19 protein-coding genes are annotated in these 25,340 nt (G+C 39.9%); 1 reads left to right on the forward strand and 18 read right to left on the reverse strand.

Annotated elements, in window-relative coordinates; genetic code table 11:
• Positions 1–20: 20 nt before the first annotated feature.
• The 16 genes from G608_RS0102645 to G608_RS22130 form a co-directional block, all read right to left on the reverse strand.
• Positions 21–1,283 carry a saccharopine dehydrogenase family protein gene (locus G608_RS0102645; RefSeq protein ID WP_026494716.1) on the reverse strand — a complete coding sequence of 421 codons (1,263 nt, stop codon included), beginning with the start codon at positions 1,281–1,283 and terminating at the stop codon, positions 21–23.
• 118 nt (positions 1,284–1,401) lie between these two features.
• The gene (gene speE / locus G608_RS0102650) at positions 1,402–2,265 is read right to left on the reverse strand and encodes a polyamine aminopropyltransferase (protein WP_026494717.1); all 864 of its coding nucleotides are present in this window, start codon (positions 2,263–2,265) and stop codon (positions 1,402–1,404) included.
• 168 nt (positions 2,266–2,433) lie between these two features.
• Positions 2,434–4,371, reverse strand: a complete 1,938-nt coding sequence (locus G608_RS22125; RefSeq protein ID WP_196810119.1) for an Ig-like domain-containing protein — start codon at positions 4,369–4,371, stop codon at positions 2,434–2,436.
• Positions 4,372–4,806: 435 nt separating this feature from the next.
• Positions 4,807–6,255, reverse strand: a complete 1,449-nt coding sequence (locus G608_RS0102660; protein ID WP_026494718.1) for an aminotransferase class I/II-fold pyridoxal phosphate-dependent enzyme — start codon at positions 6,253–6,255, stop codon at positions 4,807–4,809.
• 204 nt (positions 6,256–6,459) lie between these two features.
• Entirely contained in the window at positions 6,460–6,897 is a 438-nt protein-coding gene (locus G608_RS0102665) for a hypothetical protein (protein WP_026494719.1), read from the reverse strand.
• 272 nt (positions 6,898–7,169) lie between these two features.
• Positions 7,170–8,405, reverse strand: coding sequence for a DUF1015 domain-containing protein (locus G608_RS0102670; RefSeq protein WP_026494720.1), 1,236 nt, complete (start codon positions 8,403–8,405; stop codon positions 7,170–7,172).
• Positions 8,406–8,480: 75 nt separating this feature from the next.
• Positions 8,481–9,650 carry a phosphoglycerate dehydrogenase gene (locus G608_RS0102675; RefSeq protein ID WP_026494721.1) on the reverse strand — a complete coding sequence of 390 codons (1,170 nt, stop codon included), beginning with the start codon at positions 9,648–9,650 and terminating at the stop codon, positions 8,481–8,483.
• A gap of 71 nt (positions 9,651–9,721) precedes the next feature.
• Positions 9,722–10,804: a 3-phosphoserine/phosphohydroxythreonine transaminase gene (gene serC / locus G608_RS0102680; RefSeq protein ID WP_026494722.1), complete on the reverse strand. Its 1,083-nt coding sequence runs from the start codon at positions 10,802–10,804 to the stop codon at positions 9,722–9,724.
• Between the two features lie 189 nt (positions 10,805–10,993).
• Positions 10,994–12,490 (reverse strand): L,D-transpeptidase, encoded by a 1,497-nt coding sequence (locus G608_RS0102685; protein ID WP_081677258.1) that lies wholly within the window; start codon positions 12,488–12,490, stop codon positions 10,994–10,996.
• Between the two features lie 21 nt (positions 12,491–12,511).
• Positions 12,512–14,197 carry a biosynthetic-type acetolactate synthase large subunit gene (gene ilvB, locus G608_RS0102690; protein ID WP_026494724.1) on the reverse strand — a complete coding sequence of 562 codons (1,686 nt, stop codon included), beginning with the start codon at positions 14,195–14,197 and terminating at the stop codon, positions 12,512–12,514.
• A gap of 34 nt (positions 14,198–14,231) precedes the next feature.
• The gene (gene ilvD, locus G608_RS0102695) at positions 14,232–15,905 is read right to left on the reverse strand and encodes a dihydroxy-acid dehydratase (protein WP_026494725.1); all 1,674 of its coding nucleotides are present in this window, start codon (positions 15,903–15,905) and stop codon (positions 14,232–14,234) included.
• Between the two features lie 51 nt (positions 15,906–15,956).
• The gene (locus G608_RS0102700) at positions 15,957–17,600 is read right to left on the reverse strand and encodes a glycosyltransferase family 39 protein (protein ID WP_026494726.1); all 1,644 of its coding nucleotides are present in this window, start codon (positions 17,598–17,600) and stop codon (positions 15,957–15,959) included.
• Positions 17,581–18,681, reverse strand: coding sequence for a 3-isopropylmalate dehydrogenase (gene leuB / locus G608_RS0102705; protein WP_026494727.1), 1,101 nt, complete (start codon positions 18,679–18,681; stop codon positions 17,581–17,583). Before leuB ends, G608_RS0102700 begins: the two co-directional genes overlap by 20 nt.
• A 234-nt stretch (positions 18,682–18,915) precedes the next feature.
• Complete coding sequence (gene yajC / locus G608_RS0102710) at positions 18,916–19,278, reverse strand: preprotein translocase subunit YajC (protein ID WP_242829321.1); 363 nt, start codon at positions 19,276–19,278, stop codon at positions 18,916–18,918.
• A 79-nt stretch (positions 19,279–19,357) separates the two neighbouring features.
• Positions 19,358–20,539, reverse strand: a complete 1,182-nt coding sequence (tgt, locus tag G608_RS0102715) for a tRNA guanosine(34) transglycosylase Tgt (protein ID WP_026494729.1) — start codon at positions 20,537–20,539, stop codon at positions 19,358–19,360.
• 70 nt (positions 20,540–20,609) lie between these two features.
• Positions 20,610–21,599 carry a M15 family metallopeptidase gene (locus G608_RS22130; protein WP_051208746.1) on the reverse strand — a complete coding sequence of 330 codons (990 nt, stop codon included), beginning with the start codon at positions 21,597–21,599 and terminating at the stop codon, positions 20,610–20,612.
• A gap of 305 nt (positions 21,600–21,904) precedes the next feature.
• On the opposite strand from G608_RS22130, the gene aroC reads away from it, so the two are divergent.
• A complete protein-coding gene (aroC, locus tag G608_RS0102725; RefSeq protein ID WP_026494730.1) occupies positions 21,905–23,002 on the forward strand; it encodes a chorismate synthase in 1,098 nt (365 codons plus the stop codon).
• 88 nt (positions 23,003–23,090) lie between these two features.
• Here aroC and G608_RS0102730 read toward each other — a convergent pair whose 3' ends face one another.
• Together G608_RS0102730 and G608_RS22135 are read right to left on the reverse strand one after the other, a co-directional pair.
• A complete protein-coding gene (locus tag G608_RS0102730) occupies positions 23,091–24,158 on the reverse strand; it encodes a lactonase family protein (protein ID WP_035794322.1) in 1,068 nt (355 codons plus the stop codon).
• A 97-nt stretch (positions 24,159–24,255) separates the two neighbouring features.
• A complete protein-coding gene (locus G608_RS22135) occupies positions 24,256–25,338 on the reverse strand; it encodes a class II aldolase/adducin family protein (RefSeq protein WP_051208748.1) in 1,083 nt (360 codons plus the stop codon).
• Between the last annotated feature and the right edge of the window lie 2 nt (positions 25,339–25,340).

The following is a 25,340-nucleotide window of genomic DNA, read 5'->3' on the forward strand; positions in this document are numbered from 1 at the left end:
ACGGTATGGAAAGTATAAATTTAATCGATAAGAACCGGATTTTCTTCCACAACCCAAGGAAGTCCGTATTCATTAAGCATCTCCATATACGGATCCGGATCAAATTCGTCTGTAGTGAATACACCGGGCTTCTTCCACTGTCCGGTCACTACAAGAGCTGTTCCGATCATTGCCGGAACACCTGTTGTATAGCTTATTGCCTGGCTTCCAAGCTCCTTATAGCATTCCTGATGATCACATACATTGTAGATGTAAATTGTTCTCTCTTTGCCATCCTTGATTCCGCGGAAAATACATCCAATGTTAGTCTTTCCGACAGTTCTGGGACCAAGGCTTGCAGGATCAGGTAAAAGAGCCTTAAGGAACTGAATAGGAACAATTTCTCTTCCCTCAAACATTACAGGGCTTGTTGATAACATACCAACATCCTCGAGACATCTCATATGATCAAGATAGCTCTGTCCGAAGGTCATAAAGAAGCGAATTCTCTTTACCTCAGGGAAGTTTCTTCCAAGAGCCTCGATCTCCTCATGATGAAGAAGGTACATATCCTTTTTTCCAACCTGAGCAAAATCATATTCTCTCTTGATCTCCATGGGCTTTGTTTCAACCCAGTGACCATCCTCCCAGTAGCTTCCGTTTGCACTTACTTCACGAAGATTGATCTCGGGATTAAAGTTTGTTGCAAAGGCATAGCCGTGATCACCGCCATTGCAGTCCATGATATCGATATAGTGAATTTCATCAAAATAGTGCTTTTTAGCGTAAGCTGTAAATACTGATGTTACGCCGGGATCAAAGCCTGTTCCGAGAAGAGCTGTAAGACCTGCATCCTTAAATTTGTCAAAATAAGCCCACTGCCAGCTGTAATCAAAGTAAGCTGTGAATCCCTTCTCCTTGCAGCGCTTTTCATAAATAGCTCTCCACTCCGGATCGTCGGTATCTTCAGGCTCATAGTTTGCTGTATCGATATAATCAACCTTGCACTCAAGACAGGCATCCATGATTGTCAGATCCTGATAAGGAAGTGCAACGTTAAGAACCGCATCGGGCTTATAGTTGTTTATTACTCTCTTGATATCCTCAACATCATCAGCGTTAACTGTGTCTGTAGTAATCTTTACAGGTGTTCCTGCTTTCTCAAGCTTCTCCTTAAGTGCATCACACTTGGAAACTGTTCTTGAAGCAATGCACATCTCTGTGAAAACCTTGCTGTTCTGCGCACATTTCTGGATTGCAACCTGTGCAACTCCGCCGCAGCCAATAACTAATAATCTACTCATTTTTTAATCCTCCTAATTTTCCCTCATCCGGCGCTTCGCGCCACCTTCCCCCAGAGGGGGAAGACTATTATTGCCTTCTCCCCTCTGGGGAGAAGGTGCCCGTAGGGCGGATGAGGGGTTATCTAGACATATCCTCTTCTTCCTGAAGAAGGTCCTCTACATACTTAGGCAGCATAAAAGCTCCCTTGTGAAGATGCGTTGTATAATACCAGGTCTTTATATTTCTCTCTTCCCATCTGTCAGGATTAAAGTCCTTGAGAGGATGGTACTTTTTACTTGCAAAACCAAACAGCCAGTATCCTGCAGGACAGGTAGGAATATGAGCCTGATAAACCCTGTTAATAGGGAAAACTCTATATGCCTTTCTGTGCATAGCTCTGCAGCTCTCCTCATCTTCGTCATAGAAGGGGCTTCCGTGCTGATATACCATGATTCCGTCATCATGAAGAGCCTTGTAGCAGCTTCCGTAAAATTCCTTGGTAAAAAGCCCTGCCTCGTGACCAAGAGGCTCCGTTACATCATTAATTATGAGGTCGTACATATCCTCACATTTTCTGAGATATTTAAGACCATCCTGGTAATAGATATGAACCCTGTCATCATCAAGGCCGCAGGCATTATCAGGAAAATACTGCTTACACACATCCACAAACATGCTGTCCGGCTCAACCACATCTATAACCTTGATCTCGTCATAGTGACTGAGCTCTCTGGCTACGCCTCCATCTCCTCCGCCAAGCACAAGAACCCTTTGAACCTTGGGATGAACAGCCATGGGCACGTGAACTATCATCTCATCATAAGGGAATTCGTCCTTTTCAGAAAAAATAATGTTACCGTCGGAAGTAAGAAACTTGCCAAATTCAGGTGAATCAAATACATCTATTCTCTGAAACTCGCTTGAACCGGAGAAAAGCTGCTTTGCAAGACGAATGCTTATCTTTACATTATTTGTATGCATATCGCTAAACCAATAATCCATTTCAGCCATAATCTCTAATCTCCATTTTTTTCATAATCATATGCAAAACATAGCTAATCGCGCATAATTTGCAATTTAAGATTACATACGTCAATCCGAAAAGTCAATGAGTTGTTAAGAAAGGAGCCTCAAAAATTGAGGCTCCTTAACTATTGAAAAATACTAATCTTATTTAACCCTTACACTTTTTACTTTACTCCAATTTGAGTATACTTTAGCTGCTCCTGACTTATTATATGTGCGGATTCTTACGTAGTATTTCTTCTTGGATTTAAGCTTTTTTATTTTCGTTGAAATGGTCTTTGTTTTCTTGATAGTTACAGTCTTGACATCATTCTTGAAATTCTTGTCTGTGCTGTATTGGATTTCGTAACCTTTAATTTCCTTAGCTGTAATCTTCTTCCAAGTAATAGCAATCGACTTTTTACCGGTCTTGAGCTTCTTAAGTGTGGTCGTTTTTAGTGTAGAATCAATTTGTTCTGATGTCTCTCCCTGAGTCGCATATACACTTGTATTGTCTGCCTGTGTTGATGCAGATGAATCTTGTTCCTTTGAAGGAGTTCCCGACTCAAAGGTGTTTTCTTCATCTGGTTCACTACCACCAATTATATAAAATGTGGTAGTTTGTGATGCAATTCTCTTATTTGTTGTAGATTTAAGTGTAAGCTCATGTTTTCCCTGTTTAAGAGATTCAGTATTATAAGTAAAACTATAACCACCGGTATATTCTATGTCGGGTCTGAAGAATAAATCCTCTTTTGTAATAGTCTTAATAAGGTTTCCGTCAATATAGAAATCACCCTGTGCGTTGTCGTTTAACCAACCACTGATTGTTAAAATATCACCTTTATTTACGTTTGCATCTTTAGAAGGGTTATCAATTGCAAGAATATAATCCTGTGAAAATACTACCTGGCAGCTTGCAATTTCTTTTTCGCCGGATGAGGTATTGACGATAGCGCGTAAATTATGTGAGCCCTGTGAAAACTTAGTAGTATCAATCCAGACTGTACATACATTATCAGATCCTTTATTTACAGTCTGAATAAGTGAGTCGTCTACATATATGGATACAGGCTGGTCATAGTCGTATACCTTTAATTGCACTTTACTGGTTCCGCCAAGGACAGAATCCTTAGTGATATTCAAAAAAGCGCTGTTGGATATACGAATAGTGCGTTCAGATGTATCTCCGCCACTTGTATTCGCATAATAAATCTTAAGTCTGTGCGAACCATTGGAATAATTATTTGTATTCAGGTAAAAATTGAAATAACCTGAAGCATCTGCCGATACATGACCTGTTACAGCCTGATCATCCAAATAGAAAATGGCATAATGATTTGGATCATTGTCATATCTTTTTGCCCAGAGCTGCGCCATTCCGGAAAATGTGTCATTATCATTAATGCCCCAAAGCTCAACATTGGTATCATTTTTGAATCTTATTGTTCTTTGATCGCTATCTCCACCATAAGTGTATGCATATACTATACGAAAAGTGTGGTCGCCATTGGGATATTTTGAAGTGTCAACTTCAACACTGAAAAAGCCACTTGCATCGGCACTCATATTACCTGTTATCGGCTGACCATCAAGATAAAATACAGCATAATGGTTTGAATCATCATTGAAACGCTTTGCCCAGAGCTTTGCTGTTCCGGTAAACTCATCGTTTTCACTAATTCCCCATAATTTAATTAAATTACCGCCTATGCTTATCTTTGGTGAAGTTACATACCAGTATGCATCAGCATTTGCTATTGTTATCATAGCACTGGATATCGGTATTCTGCCTGAGGGCCTTGAAGAAGCTGGATCAGCACAGTAGAATGTGCCATTCGTATAATCCGTTAAAAGAATGGCATGTGGTTTATTCTGATCATAGATAACGATACCTTCAGGATGTGCCGAAAGAAGTGATATTAACTGATTAGTATTTGCAGCACCACCACTTAATTTAGCATGACTAACTGAAATTCCTGCATATTTAAAGCTAAAATAAAGACCACTACCTTCTTTCCATGCAGTGCCTCGCATTGAACTTTCAGTTATGGAAGCCCAGTTTGAATTGCCTGATCCCAAAGCTGCTCGTCTTACCATCATTACAGCTGAAGCTAATGTACAAGTATCGTTTTTCTGTTGCTTAACAAATATGGATGATTGGTTTAGTTCATCAAAGCTTGCAGCTTGTACATTTTTTGTTGGAAATAGCAGTATGAATATACTTGAAATTAATAGAAGGAATAGTTTTGTTGCTTTTCTTGCTTTTCTTGTTTTACTTTTTTCATTACCCATTACTTTTCTCCCCTTTTTATGTAGTAATTATTAGAAAATATCCCCATATCATTATAATCTTTGATAACACAGCATAAAAGATTTTTAGTAAAAAACTTATATGACCTGATATTCACGACATACTCATAAAGGGCGTCATTATGATATTCATCATCATTACCGTATAACCGGTTTTGAAGAAAATATCATAATAACGCCCTTTTTAAGGTTGACTCAAACAAAATATTACAACTATATCGAAAATCATTTAATTACCTGAAGCTCTGATATATCCTCACTCTCAGGTCCCTGCATTGAACAGCCCTTTTCTTTTGCAGTTATTATATAATCAAGAATTTCTTCTGTAACAACCTCGCCCGGAGAAATGATCGGTATTCCCGGAGGATAACACATTACAGACTCAGCAGAAATTCGTCCAACAGTCTGCTTGATCGGAAGCGATTCTTTCTCAGCGTAGAAAGCTTCCTGAGGAGTTGCTTTTACAATAGGTGTCACATACTCCGCAGAGAAAAAGCTCTGCTCAGGCTTTGAATAAAGTCTTCTTATATCAGCCAAAGCTCCGGCAAGTCTCTCAATATCCTGCAATCTGTCGCCAATCGAAATGTACGCCATAACGTTAGAAAGATCACCAAATTCCATCTGGATATCATATTCATCACGTAGAAGGTCATATACTTCAATTCCGGTTAAGCCAACGCCTCTTGTATTGACAACAAGCTTTGTCTCATCGAAATCATAAATACTTCCACCATTTATAAGCTCGTGACCATAGGCATAATAGCCTGGAATCTCATTAATCTCTTCTCTGGCATATTTTGCCATCCCTGTAACTTTCTCAAAGCTGTCATGACCGTGAAGAGCAAGATTTCTTCTTGAAATATCAAGACTGGCAATTAAGAGATAGCTTGCACTTGTTGTCTGGGTCAGATTTACGATTCTGCTTATATATCCAACGTTTGCATTCTTACCGCAAAGAAGTATTGAGCTCTGTGTAAGGCTTCCACCGGATTTATGCATACTGATTGCAGCCATATCAGCGCCTGCTTTCATACCGCACAGAGGAAGGTTAGGACCAAAATAGAGATGTGTACCATGAGCTTCATCAACCAGAGCCTTCATTCCGTTTGCATGTGCAAGATCAACTATAGCCTGAAGATTGGAACAAATACCATAGTAAGAAGGATTGTTAATAAGGATTGCCTTGGCGTCAGGATTCTCCTTTACAGCCTTCTCAACATCCGCAAGCTCCATACCAAGAGGAATTCCCAGCTTCGTATCAACCTTAGGATCAATGTATACAGGTACCGCACCGCAAAGAATAAGAGCATTTATCGCACTCTTATGCACGTTCCTGGGCATAATGATTTTCTCACCATGCTTTACGGAAGATAAAACCATGGCCTGAACAGCACTTGTGGTACCGTTAACCATCAAAAATGCGTGCTCAGCTCCAAATGCATCTGCTGTAAGCTCTTCCGCTTCCTTTATAACGGAAACGGGATGACACAGATTGTCCAATGGCTTCATGGAGTTAACATCTATACCAACGCACTGCTCTCCAAGAAAGCGCACCAGCTCTGCGTTTCCTCTTCCTCTTTTATGTCCGGGTACATCAAAGGGTACCACTCTCTGTTTTCTAAATCTCTCAAGCGCTTCATAAACAGGCGCTCTTCTCTGACGATCAAGATTCAACAGGCCAGTCCTCCATGTTATATATAAGATAGAAAAAGGGCTATGTGCCATTCTTGGCACAAAGCCCTCTAAAGTCTTTTATAGGCAAAAATATCTTATCATTAATGTACCTAATGTCAATAAATATACCCTATTTTTTCATAAGTATTAAGAAATTATCTACAGTGATATAAGCTTTGCCTACTTTACAATTTCATTTTTTATCTAATCTATCAAGCTAATATAATGTAAATTAAATACATATTTGGGCTGTTTCCTGTCTACAACTTTGAAAAAAATTCCTCCTGCTTTAGTAATGTTTACAGTCCTTTTAGCTTTTTCCCCTTTAGCAAATTTGTATTGCGGTTTAAGTTTTACCGTTATTTTCTTTTTACCTTCAATCATTTTAAATTTGCTACTATCCCAATAGCCGGGGGTATTAGTTTTATCAAAATAGCGGGTAATATTGATGTTTCCGACTTTGACTAAGGCAAAAGGATTTTGATATTTTTTAACATAGTAATGATCTTCAGAGACTTTATTCCAAACATCATCTATTTTCTCATAATGCACAAGGGTTGCTTTTCCGGGGCCAACAGCACGTACTTCGTACGACCCTTCACGGCTACTAAAAAAATTTAATGATGGTGAGTAAATCTTCACAACATTTTCATTTGTTGAATTATACTGATCTAATTGTAACCATCCCCTTTGTCCGGAAGCTATAAATTTCTGTTTATAATACTTTGATGATGGCTTAAATAGCCATTCTCCGATATACCTTGTCTTAACCTCGGCTTTTGACTCTATTGAAGAAATAATTCATGCCGCTAATTTGTCATTGACAAAAAAGTGGCATGAATTATAAATATCATTTAAAATTTATAAAATCTTTCATAAAGCGATAAACGAACTTCGTTAAGCATTAGGTTAAATCAAATGGAATGAATAAAAAGTCCGCTGAGGAGCTTCGGTTCAAACCAGGTGGACTTAGGCGGCATAAGCCTTCCTGCATCTGCTACTGCGAACAGTTCATGAATATCTGTTGGATACATGGCAAAGGCAAGAACGCAGTCATTTTCACATCTTTTTTCAAGCTCTGCTAAACCGCGTATTCCACCTACAAAGTCAATTCTGGGATCGTTTTTGGGATCACTGATGTTAAGAAGAGGAGTGAGTACATTGTCCTGCAAAATACTTACATCAAGACCGTCTACTGCATCACTGCTCTTTATATCTTCATGGGCATTTAGTCTGTACCATTTGCCACCAAGAAGCATCCCCATCTCACACTTCTTCGAAGGCTTAACAGCGGAGTTTTCCGGAACTACATCAAATTTTTCCTCGATCTTTGCAAGGAATTCTTCCTCCGCCATTCCGTTTAAATCCTTGATCACACGGTTATAATCCATGATCATAAGCTCACTGTCAGGGAAAAGAACCGATAAGAAGAAATCATATTCCTTGTTGCCGTTAGCTTCAGGATCAACCTCTCTTCTCTTTTTTGCAACCTTAACAGCTGAAGCGCATCTGTGATGGCCGTCTGCGATATAGATAGCATCCATTGCATTAAAGGCATCAGCTATAGAGGTTATCTCATCATCTCTATCAATTATAAACACCCTACTTTTTATGCCGTCCTTGGTTACAAAGTCATATACAGGCTTATCCTCAGCTTTAACTCTGTTCATGACTTTTCTTATAGCTTCATTTTCTCTGTAGCAAAGGAAAATAGGCCCGGTCTGGGCATCACAGGAATCAACGTGATGAATTCTGTCCGCTTCTTTTTTAGCAAGTGTATTCTCGTGCTTTTTAATTATATTGTTTTCATAGTCATCTACTGAGCTGCAGGCCACGATTCCAGTCTGAACCCTACCGTCCATAGTCTGCTCATACAGGTAGTAGCATGGCTTTTCCTCATGTACAAAGGTCCCATCTTCAATTTTCTCCCAAAGCATATCATGTGCTTTCTGATAAACCTCTTCGGAATACATGTCGTAATCTTCTGGAAACTGAGTCTCCGGTCTGTCTATTGCAAGAAAAGACAGGGGCTCTCGTTCTACCTCGGCTCTGGCCTCTTCTCTGTTGTAAACATCATACGGAAGCGCTGCCACTTTTTCTGCTATATCTACTCTCGGTCTGTAAGCCGCAAATGCTCTAACATCAGCCATTTTTTCACCTCGTAAAATTTATTTTCATAATTATGGCGCAGGCTTTTACACCTGCGCCTGTAAACGTCTTACTTATTAAATATCTTTTCTTACTACACGTACTCTTATTACGCCGTCAATTTTCTCACATTCCTTTACAAGATCATCAGAGATTGAAGACTCAACATCAATCATTGTGTATGCATAATCGCCCTTAGACTTATTAACCATGTTTGCAATGTTGTAGCCTGCATTACCCATAACATTTGTGAACTGACCGATCATACCTGCAACATTCTTATGAATGATTGTGATTCTGGGAAGTGTACAAATTCCCATCTCACATCTGGGCATATTTACCGCATTTACGATGTTACCGTTCTCAAGGTAATCCTTCATCTGGATTACAGCCTTGATTGCACAGTTGTCCTCTGACTCCTCTGTTGAAGCTCCAAGGTGAGGAATTACGATGCATCCGTCGTGACCTGCAGTTACTGTGTTCGGGAAGTCTGTAACATACTTTCTGATCTTTCCGGAGTTGATACCTGAAAGAATATCAGTCTCGTTGCAGAGGATATCTCTTGCAAGATTAAGGATAATAACGCCCTTCTTCATCTTGGCAATAGCCTCAGCATTAACCATACCCTTTGTGTTATCAAGGGCAGGAACATGAATTGTGATGATATCGCACTTTGAATAAATATCATCTACATTAGTTACGTGCTTAACATCTGAGCTAAGGCTCCATGCTGCATCTACTGAAAGATAAGGATCATATCCATAAACTTCCATACCAAGATTTCTTGCTGCATTTGCTACTCTAACGCCGATTGCTCCAAGACCGATGATACCAAGCTTTTTACCCGCAATCTCAGTACCTGCAAACTTCTTCTTGGTCTTCTCAGTAAGCTTTGCAATCTCAGGATCGCCTGCATTTGCTCTAACCCATTCAACGCCTCCGATGATATCACGGGATGCGATAAGCATTGCTGCAATAACCATCTCCTTTACACCATTTGCGTTTGCACCTGGAGTATTGAAAACAACGATACCCTCATCTGCGCATCTGTCACAGGGAATGTTGTTAACACCTGCACCTGCTCTTGCGATAGCAAGAAGGTTCTCAGAAAACATCATTTCATTCATGTTGGCACTTCTTACAAGAACGCCATCTGCATCATCGATGTTATCAACAGCCTCATACTGCTCTGTGAAATTATTAAGACCAATCTTAGCGATAGGATTTAAACATTTATATTTGAACATTTTTTCTCCTCTCATGATTAAACACTGTTTTATTCCGGTTATTACCGGATTGTTTTCGAATAAATCTAAGCTTATGAATTTGCTTTTTCAAAACTCTCCATGAAGTCTACAAGCTTCTGTACGCCTTCCTTAGGCATAGCGTTGTAGATACTTGCTCTCATACCGCCTACAGATCTGTGGCCCTTAAGGCTTACAAGTCCGTTTGCTGTAGCCTCAGCGATGAACTTAGCATTGAGATCTTCGCTGTCTGTGATGAAAGGAACGTTCATAAGAGATCTGTCCTCTGCTCTTACAGTGCCCTTGAACATCTTACTGTTATCAAGGAAATCATAGAGGATTGCAGCCTTCTCTTCATTTCTCTTTTTCATCTCTGTGAGACCACCCTGCTCCTTGAGCCATTTAAATACAAGGCCGCACATGTAAATAGCCCAGCAGTTAGGTGTGTTGTAGAGAGATCCGTTGTCAGCCTGAGTCTTCCACTTAAGCATTGTAGGAACGAAATCCGGAACATCATCTCTGATAAGGTCTTCTCTGATGATACTGATTACAAGACCTGCAGGTCCTACATTCTTCTGAACGCCGCCGTAGATTACACCGTAATCATTAACATTTACAGGTTCTGAAAGGAAACATGAGGAAACATCTGATACAAGGATATGACCCTTAGTATTGGGAAGCTTCTTAAACTTGGTTCCATAGATAGTGTTGTTCTCGCAGATATAAACATAGTCTGCATCTTCGGGAATAGCCAGATCTGAACAATCCGGGATATAAGAAAATGTCTTGTCAGCACTTGAAGCTACTTCGATAGCCTCACCATATTTCTTAGCCTCAGCCATAGCTTTCTTAGCCCACTGACCGGTTACAATGTATGCTGCCTTCTTATTCTGCATAAGGTTCATGGGAACTGCAGCGAACTGCTGGCTGGCACCGCCCTGAAGGAAAAGTACCTTGTAATTATCAGGAATATTCATAAGGTCACGGATATCCTGCTCTGCTGTCTGAATAACCTGATCAAAGGTCTTGGATCTGTGACTCATCTCGTTGATGGACATACCGCAACCATTATAATCAAGCATTTCAGCAGCTGCCTGCTTCAAAACTTCCTCCGGCAATACTGCGGGGCCTGCACTAAAATTGTAAACTCTGGACATTGTTCTTCCCTCCTGAAAAAAATTTCAAAAAACAAAATTGTTTTAAATTATTTATTCCACTCTATTCTCATTTTATTTTTTTGTCAACTATATATTCGGTAATTAATGTTATTTTATTATATTTGTAATAAAATATATAAAAAAATAGTCCCCCGTCGGAAACTATTTTTTCTAATAATTCGATATGATTTAATAAAACAAAAGTACCGGAACTCCCACTTCTACGCTGTTATAGAGGATTTCCATCTTTTCAAGCGGGGAATTAATACATCCGTGGGAACCTGAATGCTTATATATCTCGCCACCAAATTCTCGTCTCCAGGTAGCGTCATGAATGCCCACTCCTTTATTAACTCCAAGCCAATAATTTACATAAGATGCATAGTCAGCGCCACGTAAAATTGTATGATATCGCTTATTGTAAACATGAAAAAATCCCACCGGAGTGCTTCTTCCAAGACCTGTATTTCCGGTTACAACGTCATATTCAAGAGTTAATTTACCGTCTTTATAGTAACTAAGATGCTGTTTGCCCATGTCAATGATTATATATTCATTGCCCAGCTCTTTAGCATCAATCTCAAAGCTTTTAGCCGGAGCCTCAACAACAAGATCATCATTTTCGCCGGTTGCAAAGGCTTCTAAGAAACTCTCAAATTCTTTATCCTTATCAAAGAATTGGCCATCCTTATTTCCACTGACAAATATAGTACCCCGGCCTGTCTTTTGATAGGCAGCTATATCATACTCCGTATCAAATTCCATTACTTTTTTTGAATAATAATCATATAATTTGGAGCAGCTGATAATAAGATTTCCATTAGAATCAACTACAAATTCACCATCTATGCCATAATCTGATGGGAATTTTCCAACCTTATCCCCATATATGAATCTGCCAAGAGATGGATTATCCTCGGAAATTTCCTCATCCTTTGCTTTATCCATATCCTTCAAAGTAACAGCATAATCAGCCATTTCCTTACCGGAAAAGCTAATGCTTTTATCCAACATGGAAATAGACATATTATGGTTTTGAAGCACATCAAGCTTTTCGAACAGCTCCTTAACAGCCATATCCTGATCAGTAGGAGTCAGTCTTATATAGCATTCGGGATCATTACTAAGATCAAGTTCATACTCTTTCCTATGAATCGCGTCGCTTACTTTATTGAGAAAGACTTCAAAAATTGGCTTATTTCTTTCGTTATTCACAAGATAATAACCATTTTCGTCATCGCGCCTTATTTCATAAATAGCTTCTCCGCTATCTTCAAAAATAGGCCATCTCTCCAATGATTGTCTTAGCATATCCTCATCAATACAAATATCACCAACGATATTCCTATCTTTTGAAGTAAAAAGGTTTATTCCCCATGCAAGTGGCTTTTGATTATCAAGCAGACTTTGAAGTTCATTTTTGTAATCAACCTCATAGCCTATGGTTGCACCATCCACAAAATATTTGGAGCCGCCTTCCTCTGTCAGTAAAATCCCACTGTAAAGTGAAGAATTCTTTAGCTCCTGATTTACCTGATCTATTGATTTCCCCGTACAGTAAACCTTGTTAATCCAGGTCCCGTATGAAAAGCTGCCTGCATAATAGTAGCCCATCATAACATAGAGACCTGCCAATACCAATACTGATAAAAACAGTATTATGTATAAAATCCCCCTCTTTGTCATACCTTTCCTTTTAGAGTCAAATTATGCTCTATCCTTTCCTGCCAAATCCTTTGCATCGAAGGCTTCGCTAATAGAAGCGCCCGGTGAAACCATAGGAAATACCTTTTCATCGGGATCAATGGCTATATCAAGCAGTACAGGGCCCTTAGCAGCAAGAGCCTTCTTAAGAGCAGCCTCTACTTCGTCCTTTTTCTTTACTCTGATAGCCATACATCCAAGGCCTTCAGCAACCTTGCAATAATCAACCTTATCAGTAAGAATTGTATTCGAGTAGTGCTGGTTGTAATAAAGATTCTGCCACTGTCTTACCATACCAAGTACCTGGTTGTTTATAACAACCTCAATGATATGGATATCATATCTGCTGGCTGTTGCCAGTTCATTCATATTCATTCTAAAGCAGCCATCACCTGCAATATTGATAACTGTCTTATCAGGCATACCAACCTTAGCTCCGATAGCAGCGCCAAGACCGTAGCCCATGGTACCAAGGCCGCCGGATGTAAGGAAGGTTCTGGGATGCTTGTATTTATAGAACTGAGCAGCCCACATCTGGTGCTGACCAACATCAGTAGAGATAATTGCATCGCCACCTGTAAGCTTATCTATAGTCTCAATTACATAGGGACAGTTAAGGGTAGTCTGGTCATACGCAAGAGGGAATTTCTTCTCATATTCCTTGATATGATTTATCCACTCAGCATGATTAAGCTGTGAAAGCTTATCATTCAGAATAGAAAGAACCTCTTTAAGATCTCCGACAATTGAAAAATCAGCATGAATATTCTTATTTATCTCAGCTGCATCAATATCTATCTGTAACACCTTAGCCTTTTTAGCAAAGGTCTTGGCATTACCAATAACTCTGTCAGAAAAACGAGCGCCAAGAGTAATCAGAAGATCACACTCACTTACCCCAAAATTGGAGGTCTTGGTTCCGTGCATTCCGATCATACCTGTATACAGGCTGTGATGTCCGCTAAATGCACCTTTACCCATAAGAGTGTCACATACAGGTGCCTGAATCCTCTCAGCAAAGGTAAGAAGCTCTTTATCTGCTCCTGAGATTACAGCCCCGCCGCCCACATAGATAAAGGGTCTCTTTGCATGTTCAATCATTTTGATGGCAGTCTTAATGTCATCTGAGTTAAACTTAAGCTCCTCTTCCTTTTCTACAGGCTTGTAGGGCTTATAGTCGCATTTATTTGCCGTGACATCCTTAGTGATATCAACGATTACAGGACCGGGTCTTCCGCTTCTTGCTATATCGAAGGCCTTTCTGATGGTATCTGCCAGGTTCTTAATATCCTTTACAATATAACCGTGCTTTGTTATAGGCATAGTTATGCCTGCTATATCCACCTCCTGGAAAGTATCCTTTCCAAGAAGAGGCAGATTAACATTACATGTAATAGCAACTATCGGCACAGAATCCATGTAAGCTGTAGCTATTCCGGTAACAAGGTTTGTAGAACCGGGGCCACTGGTAGCAAGGCAAACGCCTACTTTGCCCGTAGCTCTTGCATAACCGTCAGCTGCATGCGCAGCACCCTGCTCATGAGAGGTCAGAATGTGCTTAATCTTATCCTGCTGTTTATATAATTCGTCGTATACATTAAGTATTGTTCCGCCCGGATATCCGAAAACAGTGTCAACGCCCTGTTCCTTAAGGCATTCCAAAACTATCTGTGCTCCTGTAAGCTGCATAAAACAGTACTCCTTTATCTAAAATATCTTTTAATTATCTATTCTGATTGATATCGAGAATTGCGCCTCTGTTGCCGGAGGTAACCATTTTCTCATATCTTGCAAGATAGCCTGTTGTGATCTTAGGCTCTCTGGGCTGCCATTTAGCTCTTCTCTTTTCAAGCTCTTCATCTGAAACCTTCATATCAAGCTTGTTGTTGTTGATATCGATGGAGATGATGTCGCCTTCCTCAACAAGGGCAATGGGTCCTCCAACTGCTGCTTCAGGTGATACATGTCCGATAGAAGCACCTCTGCTTGCTCCGGAGAAACGTCCGTCTGTAATAAGAGCAACAGATGCACCAAGTCCCATACCAGCTATAGCTGATGTAGGATTAAGCATCTCCCTCATTCCGGGGCCGCCCTTAGGTCCTTCATATCTGATAACAACAACATCGCCTGCTACAATCTTACCGCCAAGGATAGCTGCAATAGCATCCTCCTCACAGTCAAATACTCTTGCAGGACCTTCATGTACCATCATCTCAGGCACAACAGCAGATCTCTTTACAATACCTGTATCCGGAGCGAGATTACCCTTAAGTACAGCGATACCGCCGTTTGGCATATAGGGATTATCAATAGGTCTTATAACCTCAGGATCAAGATTGTGAACACCCTTGATATTCTCGCCTACAGTCTTTCCTGTACATGTAATAAGGTCAGTGTTTATAAGATTCTTCTTTGCAAGCTCAGCCATAACTGCATAGATACCACCTGCTTCGTTGAGATCCTCCATATATGTAGGGCCTGCAGGTGCAAGATGGCAAAGATTGGGAGTTCTGTCAGAAATCTCATTTGCCATTTCCATATCAATCTCAATTCCTGCTTCATGAGCGATTGCAGGAATATGAAGCATAGTATTTGTAGAGCATCCAAGAGCCATATCCATAGCAAGAGCATTTGTAAATGCTTCCTTAGTCATGATATCTCTGGGACGAATATTATTCTTAACAAGCTCCATGATCTGATAGCCTGCCTTTTTAGCAAGTCTTATTCTAGCTGAATAAACAGCAGGAATTGTTCCGTTTCCTCTAAGTCCCATTCCGATAGCTTCTGTGAGACAGTTCATGGAGTTAGCAGTATACATACCTGAACATGATCCGCAGGTAGGACATACCTTTTCCTCAAACTCAGTAAGCTCATCCTCTGTCATTTTTCCTGCTGAATAGGCTCCAACAGCCTCAAACATTGAGCTCAGTGAGCGCTTTTTACCATTTACGCGTCCTGCCATCATAGGACCACCTGAACAGAAAATTGTAGGTATATTTACTCTTGCTGCAGCCATAAGAAGTCCGGGAACATTCTTATCACAGTTGGGAATCATAACCATTCCGTCAAAAGCATGAGCCATAGCCAGACACTCAGTACTGTCTGCTACAAGATCTCTTGTTACAAGTGAATACTTCATTCCCACATGTCCCATAGCAATACCGTCACAAACTGCAATTGCGGGTACAATGACAGGCATACCGCCTGCTTCTGCAACGCCCAGCTTAACGGCCTGAGCAATTCTATCAAGCTCCATATGACCGGGAACAATATCACTCTGTGAGCTTACTATACCAATAAGGGGCTTTTTCCTCTCCTCTGCTGTAAAACCAAGTGCATTAAACAGGCTTCTGTGAGGTGCCTGCTGTAAGCCTTCCATAACGCGATCACTATTCATAATATTCCACCTACCCTTCTGTAAATTTAGTAAATTAACAAATCAAAAATCTTATCTCTTATATAAGACAAAATCTTCATTTTCATAAAAAATATAGAATTCGGAGTTTATATAATCCCAGGGAATTGTCTCGTAGGTCTGATAAAATTTCCAATTATCATAACCATTATATCCTTCCTTCATCATATTTCGATCCACCAGTACATAGTCGCAGTTCATTGGATCAGTATTGGTACAATCTATATCCCAACCGAATTTCAGAAGATATTCCTGGTCGCAATCAAAAACACATAATTTCTTTTGTTCACTGGGATTCATTACATAAAGTGCATTATAGCAACTGGTCTCCCTGTCTCCAAGCTGAGCAAAATATGATGTATTCAAAAACATCATTACAGAAAAAACCGCCATTAAAATTACAGGAATAACCGGAAGTATTTCATATATAACAAGCAACTTCAGCTTATCCTTAAAAATCTCATTAATCCTCAGATACAGATGCTCAACCATAACAGCTGCGCAGGCTGCAGTTATAAATCCAAGGTAACTGAAAACTCTGTAATATGGAAGCTTTGCCTGTAAAATTAACAAAATCAGAAATCCGTTTGCATTCATTATTATGAGCAAACTAAAAATTGTTCTGCTGTTTTCAAAATGTCTTATGCATTCAACGCCAAGTATAATCAGCCCCAGTAAAACCACTAAAGCTGTAACATATGGACTTACCGGATACATATAGCTTGAAAGAGTCTGCAACCATAAAACAAGCTGTTTAAAATACCCATTTCTCGGAACACTCTGAATATATGGCTGAGACAGCATATATTCAATGCCTTTGAAGGCTGACTTAAAGGGATGAGTAAGTATCAGCTTAACGTGGCTCATACCAAAAAATATACTGCTCTCATCCTTTACAAGTATATTCGAACCGATGGCCAGCCAGATTATCGCATAAAGCATAAATACGATAGCTGCTGCAAAAAGGCCTGCGGTAATAAAGCTTCTTAGCTTTTTATAATATCTGTTATTCCACTTCTTACCTTTAACGTCATTTGAACGAATTCCATTTATTACAAGGAAAAGTCCTGTTGCAAAGCATGTGGGTATTACCCAGTAAATGCTGCTTGGAATTGTATAAAGTCCAAGTATCAGAGTTATGGCAAATTTAACAAAATCCATCCTGACAATGTTCTCTGATTTACAAATTACAATAATTTGTCTTATGCAGAACAGAAAGCATGTGGTAGCAAGCGTATATCCTCTTCCCTGTACCGAAAGGTCATTAACAAGAAGACAGGAAAAATATAAAAGCATTGCTCCATAGGATATCCAATTGCTTACAAATCGCCTGCATATTCTGTAAACAATGTATGGATTAAGTACTGCGCAAACAAAGGATATTCCTCTGAGTCCGATATAGGAATTTCCAAAAAGGTCCAGTATCGCTGACAATACCGAATAGCCCACATGATTATTTGGAAGTGGCCAGTGTATTGCTGCATATATGGGGCCTCTGCTTATAAAATAATAGTAAGTATAAAGCTCATCATACCAGGGAGTAATATAAGCAACACGCCATATATAATAGAATGCCATAAGTATCAGCGTAAGAATTACCGCCATATCGACGGGTTCCGTGGGCAGATAATTATATAAACCTATATACGATTCATTATCATTTGATTCTCTCGCCAATCAAATCTCCCATCCTGCGGCATCCGCATTTCTTATCTTCAGAAATATTCTCACCGGCTCTGATAAGGTCTCCGGTTCTATATCCATCTGCAAGAGTCTGTCTAACAGCCTCCTCAATTGCATCGGCCTCCTTCTGCAGACCAAAGCTGTATCTAAGCATCATTGCGGCAGAAAGGATTGTTGCTATAGGATTTGCCAGATCTTTTCCGGCAATATCAGGTGCACTTCCATGGCTGGGCTCATAAAGTCCAAACTTTGTCTCGTTAAGGGAACTGCTGGGAAGCATTCCTATTGAGCCTGTGATCATGCTGGCTTCATCAGATAAAATATCACCAAACATATTCTCAGTCAGTACCACATCAAACTGTGAAGGATCCTTAACAAGCTGCATAGCGGCATTATCCACAAGCATGTGAATAAGCTCAACCTCAGGATAGTCCTTAGCTACCTCATTTACGACCTTTCTCCAAAGTCTTGAGGAATCAAGCACGTTAGCCTTATCCACGCTTGTAACCTTCTTATTTCTGAGCATTGCAATATCAAAAGCCTTAATTGCTATTCTTCTGATCTCGCTCTCCTTATAGACAAGGGTATCAGTAGCAACAAGCTCTCCATCAACCTCAGTGGTATTTCTGTCACCAAAATACAGTCCGCCCGTAAGCTCTCTCATAATCAAAAGATCAAAGCCTTTTTCTGAGGTTTCATCCTTTAAAGGACAGGCATCCTTAAGCTGCTCATATAAAAAAGCAGGGCGCAAATTTGCAAATAAATTAAGGAATTTTCTGATTTTCAAAAGACCGGCTTCCGGTCTAAGTGAAGGCTCAAGCTTATACCAGGGAGATGTAGAGGTATCTCCGCCAATAGAGCCCATAAGAACTGCATCAGATTTTTTGCAGGTTTCGATTGTCTCATCAGTAAGCGGCACACCATAAGCGTCAATGGAACAGCCACCCATGAGAACATCAGTGTAAACTATTTCATGTCCGTACTTCTTACAAGTAATATCAAGTACCTTTTTTGCCTCGGTAACGATCTCCGGTCCGATTCCGTCACCGGGAATACAAGTTATATTAAGTCTCATACCTTTTCCTCCCAAAAACTATGTACCAAATACTTATGAAATAGGATTTCGCTAGCGAAATCCTCGCGCGCGAGCGGTATTGCGAAGCAATAAACTTCATATCCGCGAGCTGCGCATCCCACGGAGTGCTTTTATCTTATAGGAATTTCCTATAAGATAAAAGCCGGCAAAATAGTCATAATGCCGGCTTATATACTTTATAATGCGAATCCTAATCAGATTCTCTTTGCAAAATTACTTTGTCTTCTCATCCTTAGAAGCGCTTGAAACTGCATCCTCAGGCTTCTCAACCTCAACGATTGCTTCCTTAACCATAGGGATACGGCAGTTCTTGTTATTACCGAACTCAACGATAACAGTAGCTGACTCTTCGTCGATGTCGATTACTGTTCCGATGAATCCGCCTGTTGTTCTTACGCTGTCACCAACAGCAAGCTGTGAAAGAAGCTGTGCCTTCTGCTTCTGCTCCTTACGCTGAGGGCGAAGCATGATGAAATAAAGTGCTGCGAAAATAGCTACGTAAACAAGTATAATGATAAGTCCGCTACCACCTGTAGCAGCCTGTGCATCCAGTAGCATTAAATTATTGAAGTTCATATAATCCTCCCAATTTCATTTCTTAATATTTTGAACATATTTAGTATCTTACAATTAATGAAGACTTAAAACAAGAGTTTTAACCCTTTTTCCATCCTTTGGCGATATCATAGCGTTCGCCTGTTATCTCACTGTCGTATTCCATAAATCCATCAAGCATCTCTTTTTTGAAGGAAGCATATCTTCCATCCTCCAGAGCTTTTCTGATATCTGCCATAAGATGATTATAAAAATACAGGTTATGCAGTACGCATAGTCTCATACCCAGCATCTCATTGGATTTAAGCAAATGCCTTATATATGCTCTTGAATATCTCCTGCAGGCAGGACATCCACAGCCCTCCTCGATCGGTCTGTCATCAAGCTCATATTTTGCATTTAAAATATTAAGATGTCCCTTCTTAGTATAGAGATGACCATGCCTTCCGTTTCTGCTTGGATATACGCAGTCAAAGAAATCAATTCCCCTGTCCACAGCTTCAAGAATATTTGCAGGTGTTCCAACACCCATAAGATATGTAGGCTTAGCCTCAGGAAGGTAAGGAACAACCGTATCAAGCACGTGATACATTTCTTCATGGGTCTCACCAACGGCAAGGCCGCCAACTGCATAGCCGTCCAGATCCATTTCTGAAATTCTCTTTGCATGCTCGATTCTGATGTCATCAAAGATAGCACCCTGATTTATTCCAAAGAGCATCTGATTTTTATTAATGGTATCAGGAAGAGAATTAAGTCTGTCCATTTCCTTTTTGCAGCGCTCAAGCCATCTTGTGGTTCTGTCAACAGACATCTGCACATACTCATGATCAGCCCTTGCGGAAGGACACTCATCAAAAGCCATGGCTATGGTTGAGGCTATATGAGACTGAATCCTCATACTCTCCTCGGGGCCCATAAAAAGCTTATGTCCGTCAATGTGGGATCTGAAATAAACGCCCTCTTCCTTGATCTTTCTGTTTTCAGATAATGAAAAGACCTGGAATCCGCCTGAATCAGTAAGGATTGGAACCTTACAATCCATAAATTTATGAAGACCGCCCATCTTGTAAATTACATCATCACCTGGGCGAAGATGCAGATGGTAGGTATTTGACAAAACAACCTGAGTCCCAATCTGTTCAAGATCATCTGTAGATACTCCGCCTTTAATAGCGGCAACGGTAGCTACATTCATAAATACAGGGGTCTGTATCACACCATGAACTGTATGAAATTCTCCCCTCTTAGCTCTTCCTTCTTTTTTTATAAGTTTATACATAGCACCTCACATTTAAATTCAATATTTTAAGCAAGATAAAAGGCTGCCGAAAAAAGGCAGCCCCATAACTTTAGTCATACAAGTAATTATCCCAAAATTCTTCAAGACAGAGATTTTCATCGTGCATTATTGTCGCAGCAGCAGTTCCCACATATCTGAAATGCCACGGCTCATACTCGATACTTGTGATATTCTCCTTGCCCTGTAGATATCTTACTACAAAACCGTATTTATAGCTATTATTTGCAAGCCATTGTCCTTCAGGTGTATCACCAAAGCCCTCATCAAGCTCGTAATAATCACCTGTTACGATATCGAAAGCAAGTCCGATCTGATGCTCTGAGGAACCGGGAACCGTTACAGCCTGGGATGACATATTGTAGGCATCCATATATGAAAGACCTGCATCCATGTAATATGCGATCTTTCTGGCAAAAAGTCCTTCCTGTCTGTCACTGTCACGATAGGGTGAGCAGATCACAAGCTTGATTCCATCATCAGATGCTGCCTTAAGCATAGCCTTTAAAGGAGCTATAACTCTTTCATCACATTTCATTGTCGAATTAATATCGGCAAGAGGGAATGAATAATCCTCCGGAATGGGATGCTGCTTGTTTACAAGAATAAGATTCCAGTCGTCAGCACTGAACTCCTTGTTCTCAGAAGCATTAAGCTCCTCTATGCTCTCCTCCTCGATATCATCAAAATCGATATCCTCTGAACTGATCTGAGCATCTGTAGCTTCTTCATATTCAGAAGCCACTGCATCAGGGCTTGTCATAATAGAAGGATCAACCTCAACAATTTCAGCAAGTACAGCATCGGATTCTCCTTCGCTTACTGCAAGAGTATCTGATGTGTAATAGTTTTCACTTTCGTTTTCGCTTTCATTAAAATCCGAAACAAAGCTTATATTCAAAGATATAGCTTCCGGATACGTAAAACTGCTGCTTGCCACAAAGAAAAACAAAACACTGGCAAGACAACTGAATCTTTTTGCATTATGCGCAAAGTAAAGTCCCAGATCATAAAACGTAAGGACAACCATTGCATAAGCCATGCCGATGAACTTTAATCTCTTATGCTTAATGCTAAAAGAACGGACCCTATCGATAACTTTATCCCGAAAAGTAGGCCCCATCTGTAAGTTTCTAGCTCGCACCTCTTTAACCTCATAGAAAATAATATACATAGTTATTATAACTTATTGAAATAAAATGACAAGAAAAAATTAAGAAATAATTAAGAAATGATTGCAGCGAAATTATATTTCTTCATTTTCATCATTATTTTTGCCCTTTTATTGTAAAGCAGAATGAATTATGTAAAAATATAAAGAAAAATTTTATTTGACAGGAGCAGATAATGGCAGGTTCAAGTTTTGGCAAAAACATCACAGTAACTACTTTTGGCGAATCACACGGCGTGGCGCTTGGTGCCGTACTTGACGGCTTTCCGGCAGGTGTTGAAATAAGCGCTGAGGATATTCAGAAGCTTCTAGACAGAAGAAAACCCGGTACGTCTTCAGTAACTACTCCCAGAAAAGAAAATGATGAAGTAGAAATCTTATCCGGAATATTTGAAGGTAAAACCACAGGAACTCCTATCGCAATGGTCGTAAGAAATACTTCCCAGAGGTCCTCTGATTACAGCGAGATTGCATCCTACTACAGGCCAGGACACGCTGATTACTGCTTTGATCAGAAATACGGCTTTAGAGATTACAGAGGAGGCGGAAGGTCCTCGGGTCGTGAGACAATAGGCCGCGTCGCCGCAGGCGCTATCTGCAAAAAGCTTCTTACAAATATGGGTATAAGTGTTATTGCCTATACTAAATCAATCGGTGATGTTGAAATAGATCCATCCAGATTCAGTGAGGAACAGATTTATAAATCAGTTACCGCAATGCCTGATGCAGAGGCTGATGCAGCTGCTGTTAAGCTCATAGAAAAATGCAGAGAAGAAGGCGATTCAATAGGCGGTGTAATCGAGATTCTTATAAAGGGTATGCCCGCAGGAATCGGCGAACCCGTTTTTGATAAGCTGGATGCGCTTCTCTCCCACGCTCTTATAAGTATTGGTGCATTTAAAGCCGTTGAAATAGGCGACGGTACTTTGGTTTCAAAGCTTAAGGGATCAGAAAATAATGATGCTTTCTGCACCTGCGGTTCTAATGTAGGAAAAGTTACCAATCACAGCGGCGGAATACTTGGCGGAATAAGTGATGGCAGCGATATTGTAATAAGAGCCCATGTAAAGCCAACACCAAGTATTTCCAAAGATCAGAAAACCGTCAATAAATCCGGGGATGAAATTGATATAAACATCAAAGGCCGTCACGACCCTGTTGTTGTTCCCCGCGCTGTTGTAGTGGCAGAGTCAATGTGTGCTATCACAATTCTTGATCTTTTAATGGAAAATATGCACGCAAAAGCAGATTCAATTATTAATTTTTATAAATAATAATATCGATTCATTAAAAAAGCATAAAAAAATCGCGGTCATTCATTTTTTCAGTTGAATGACCGCGTTTATTTTCTTTTAATAAATATTAAAGCTTGTGGAATACAATACAGTTAGGTCTGTCTACAAGAAGCTCGGGTCCGTTCATAACAAGAGTGTTCTTATCAAAATCAACCTTGAAGAAGGTCATCGTATTTGATTCCTGATTAAGTGATACCAGATGTCTGTTATCAGGGAAAAGACTCACATCCTTAGGATATGCTCCAGAAACAGGAAGCTCGATTTTCTTTGTAAGAAGTCCTGTTTCCTTATCTACACTGTAGATGATCGCATTGTTCTCTCCTGCAACAGAGCTTACAAGATAATTGTAATCATCGGAGAACTTAAGTGCGCTGCTGGCAACACCGATGGTATCCTGCTCTTCGGAATTCTGAACTGACTGAAGCTCTTCAAATGAAGGGATTCCGTTCTGTTCTGTATATCTATAGATATTTATACTGCACTGCTGCTCGAAAACAACATACAGGAACTTACCATCCTTAGAGAACTGCATGTGTCTCGGAGAAGATTCCTGGTCACAGTGAATCACATCAATATCAGAAATCTTTCCATTCTCTGTATCGAATCTGTAAACATTTACTCTGTCCATTCCAAGGTCTGCCGCCAGAAGATACTTATTATCCTTTGTCACCTTGAGGCACTGAACATGAGGAGTATGATTTCTTCCTGCAATTGTGCCAAGACCCTTATGGAATTTCTCATCTGTGATTTCTCCGATGCTTCCATCATCATTAAGTCTTAAAATTGTAACCTTACCATCATGATAGCCTGCGCAAACAAGGAACTTGTCATTCTGATCCATGTTAATATAGCAGCCACGCATACCATTAATGGATGCTTTATTGAGGATAGTAAGACTACCGTCTGCTTCAATATGATATGCTTCAACACCTGCATCCGTAATGGAATACAGAGTCTTGCGATCATGAGAAAGTGCAATATAAGAAGAATTGGTAATATTAACCTTCTCCTTTTCGGTCATTCGACCCTTTTCCAAATCCACGTCATAAATACGGATTCCGTAACTGTCCTTGGATCCAGACGTATAGCTGGCAACATATGCAACATATGAATCTTTTTTAGTACTTTTTGCCATAATATCTCACCTCGTAGGTTAAAATTTATAACAATATTTTAGCATATATCTGTTTGTCATAAAATAGAATTGTATATTAAATTCTATAATTTCTCGCTTATTTTTCAATATTTGCAAGCATACTGTAATTTTTTCTGTAATTACGATTCATTTTTGCGCAGTCATAATATGAAAGGAATCTGCCTACTCCGAATCTTGTAACAGCTACATGCGCAATGCATCCCTTATCAAGTACAATAGCACAGGCCCTGGCTTCATCCTCATTTGCGCCGAGACAATATGCACCATCGTTATACCCAAAAACTACATTTACATTCTTCTTTATCTGAAGCTTCTGAGACGGAGAAGTGGGGATTCTGACTCCCGTTCCGATTATCTGTGCAAAGTCATCAAGTAAAGGCTTCATGTGATTTGCTCTTCTTGAAAGAGTCATAACCGCTTCCGATTTATTATGGAAAATATATTTTATGTCAGGCCTTTTGGCGTAAATCATCTTGTGAATGATTTTAGCTCTCTCCGGAGTATCCTTATCCAGATATTTGATCTCTCCGTCCTCGATATAGCTGCTATAGCCATCCTCGATGCCAAACTCAATCTCTGTTCTGCAAATATTAAAAATATAGTTCTTTGAGGCCTTTTCAAGCTTTAAGGCTTCATTTATTGCATCATCTGGTACCCTTCCAAAGCTTAATGCCCCATGATTCGACATAATAAGACTTTTGGCTTCTGCATTTTTTAATATAGCCTTGTAAACATTATCTGCAAGCTTTTTAGTGCCGGGAAGTGCATAGTCCGCAACAGGGAAAATAAGCTTTTTATCCTTATGATCCGCTTTTAACTTACTTTTACCAAGAGCACCCACGCAGGTTGCGTAGGTCTGATGGGTGTGAATGATAAACTCAGCATCACTTCTTGCTTTGTAAACTGCGGTATGAACCATGTATTCACTGGAGGGCTTGTACTCTCCTTCAAAGCTCCCATCTGATATTGATACAACCGGAAGCATATCCGGTGTAAGATTTTCATATTTTATTCCACTGGGCGTAATGAGATAATGATCATCATCTATCTTCGCACTTATGTTGCCCCAGGTTCTTACGATCAGCTTCTTTTCTAAAAGTGTGAGCGCAACGTCTATAATATCTTCCCGGAGCTTAGTTATTTCCTCTTTTGTTTTCATTG

Origin of the sequence: Butyrivibrio sp. WCD3002 (assembly GCF_000424265.1) — a bacterium.
In the GTDB taxonomy this organism is placed as follows: domain Bacteria; phylum Bacillota; class Clostridia; order Lachnospirales; family Lachnospiraceae; genus Butyrivibrio.

Bases quoted from the DNA above. Each gene is read 5' to 3' on its own strand.
- G608_RS0102675 (WP_026494721.1), bottom strand. From the start codon at position 9,650: ATGTTCAAATATAAATGTTTAAATCCTATCGCTAAGATTGGTCTTAAT.
- G608_RS0102670 (WP_026494720.1), bottom strand. From the start codon at position 8,405: ATGGCTGATGTTAGAGCATTTGCGGCTTACAGACCGAGAGTAGATATA.
- ilvD (WP_026494725.1), bottom strand. From the start codon at position 15,905: ATGAATAGTGATCGCGTTATGGAAGGCTTACAGCAGGCACCTCACAGA.
- leuB (WP_026494727.1), bottom strand. From the start codon at position 18,681: ATGAGACTTAATATAACTTGTATTCCCGGTGACGGAATCGGACCGGAG.
- ilvB (WP_026494724.1), bottom strand. From the start codon at position 14,197: ATGCAGCTTACAGGAGCACAGATAGTTTTGGAATGCCTTAAGGAACAG.
- serC (WP_026494722.1), bottom strand. From the start codon at position 10,804: ATGTCCAGAGTTTACAATTTTAGTGCAGGCCCCGCAGTATTGCCGGAG.
- G608_RS0102730 (WP_035794322.1), bottom strand. From the start codon at position 24,158: ATGGCAAAAAGTACTAAAAAAGATTCATATGTTGCATATGTTGCCAGC.
- G608_RS0102685 (WP_081677258.1), bottom strand. From the start codon at position 12,490: ATGACAAAGAGGGGGATTTTATACATAATACTGTTTTTATCAGTATTG.
- G608_RS22125 (WP_196810119.1), bottom strand. From the start codon at position 4,371: ATGATGGTAAGACGAGCAGCTTTGGGATCAGGCAATTCAAACTGGGCT.
- tgt (WP_026494729.1), bottom strand. From the start codon at position 20,539: ATGTATAAACTTATAAAAAAAGAAGGAAGAGCTAAGAGGGGAGAATTT.
- speE (WP_026494717.1), bottom strand. From the start codon at position 2,265: ATGGATTATTGGTTTAGCGATATGCATACAAATAATGTAAAGATAAGC.
- G608_RS0102645 (WP_026494716.1), bottom strand. From the start codon at position 1,283: ATGAGTAGATTATTAGTTATTGGCTGCGGCGGAGTTGCACAGGTTGCA.
- aroC (WP_026494730.1), top strand. From the start codon at position 21,905: ATGGCAGGTTCAAGTTTTGGCAAAAACATCACAGTAACTACTTTTGGC.
- G608_RS22135 (WP_051208748.1), bottom strand. From the start codon at position 25,338: ATGAAAACAAAAGAGGAAATAACTAAGCTCCGGGAAGATATTATAGAC.
- yajC (WP_242829321.1), bottom strand. From the start codon at position 19,278: ATGAACTTCAATAATTTAATGCTACTGGATGCACAGGCTGCTACAGGT.
- G608_RS22130 (WP_051208746.1), bottom strand. From the start codon at position 21,599: ATGGCTTATGCAATGGTTGTCCTTACGTTTTATGATCTGGGACTTTAC.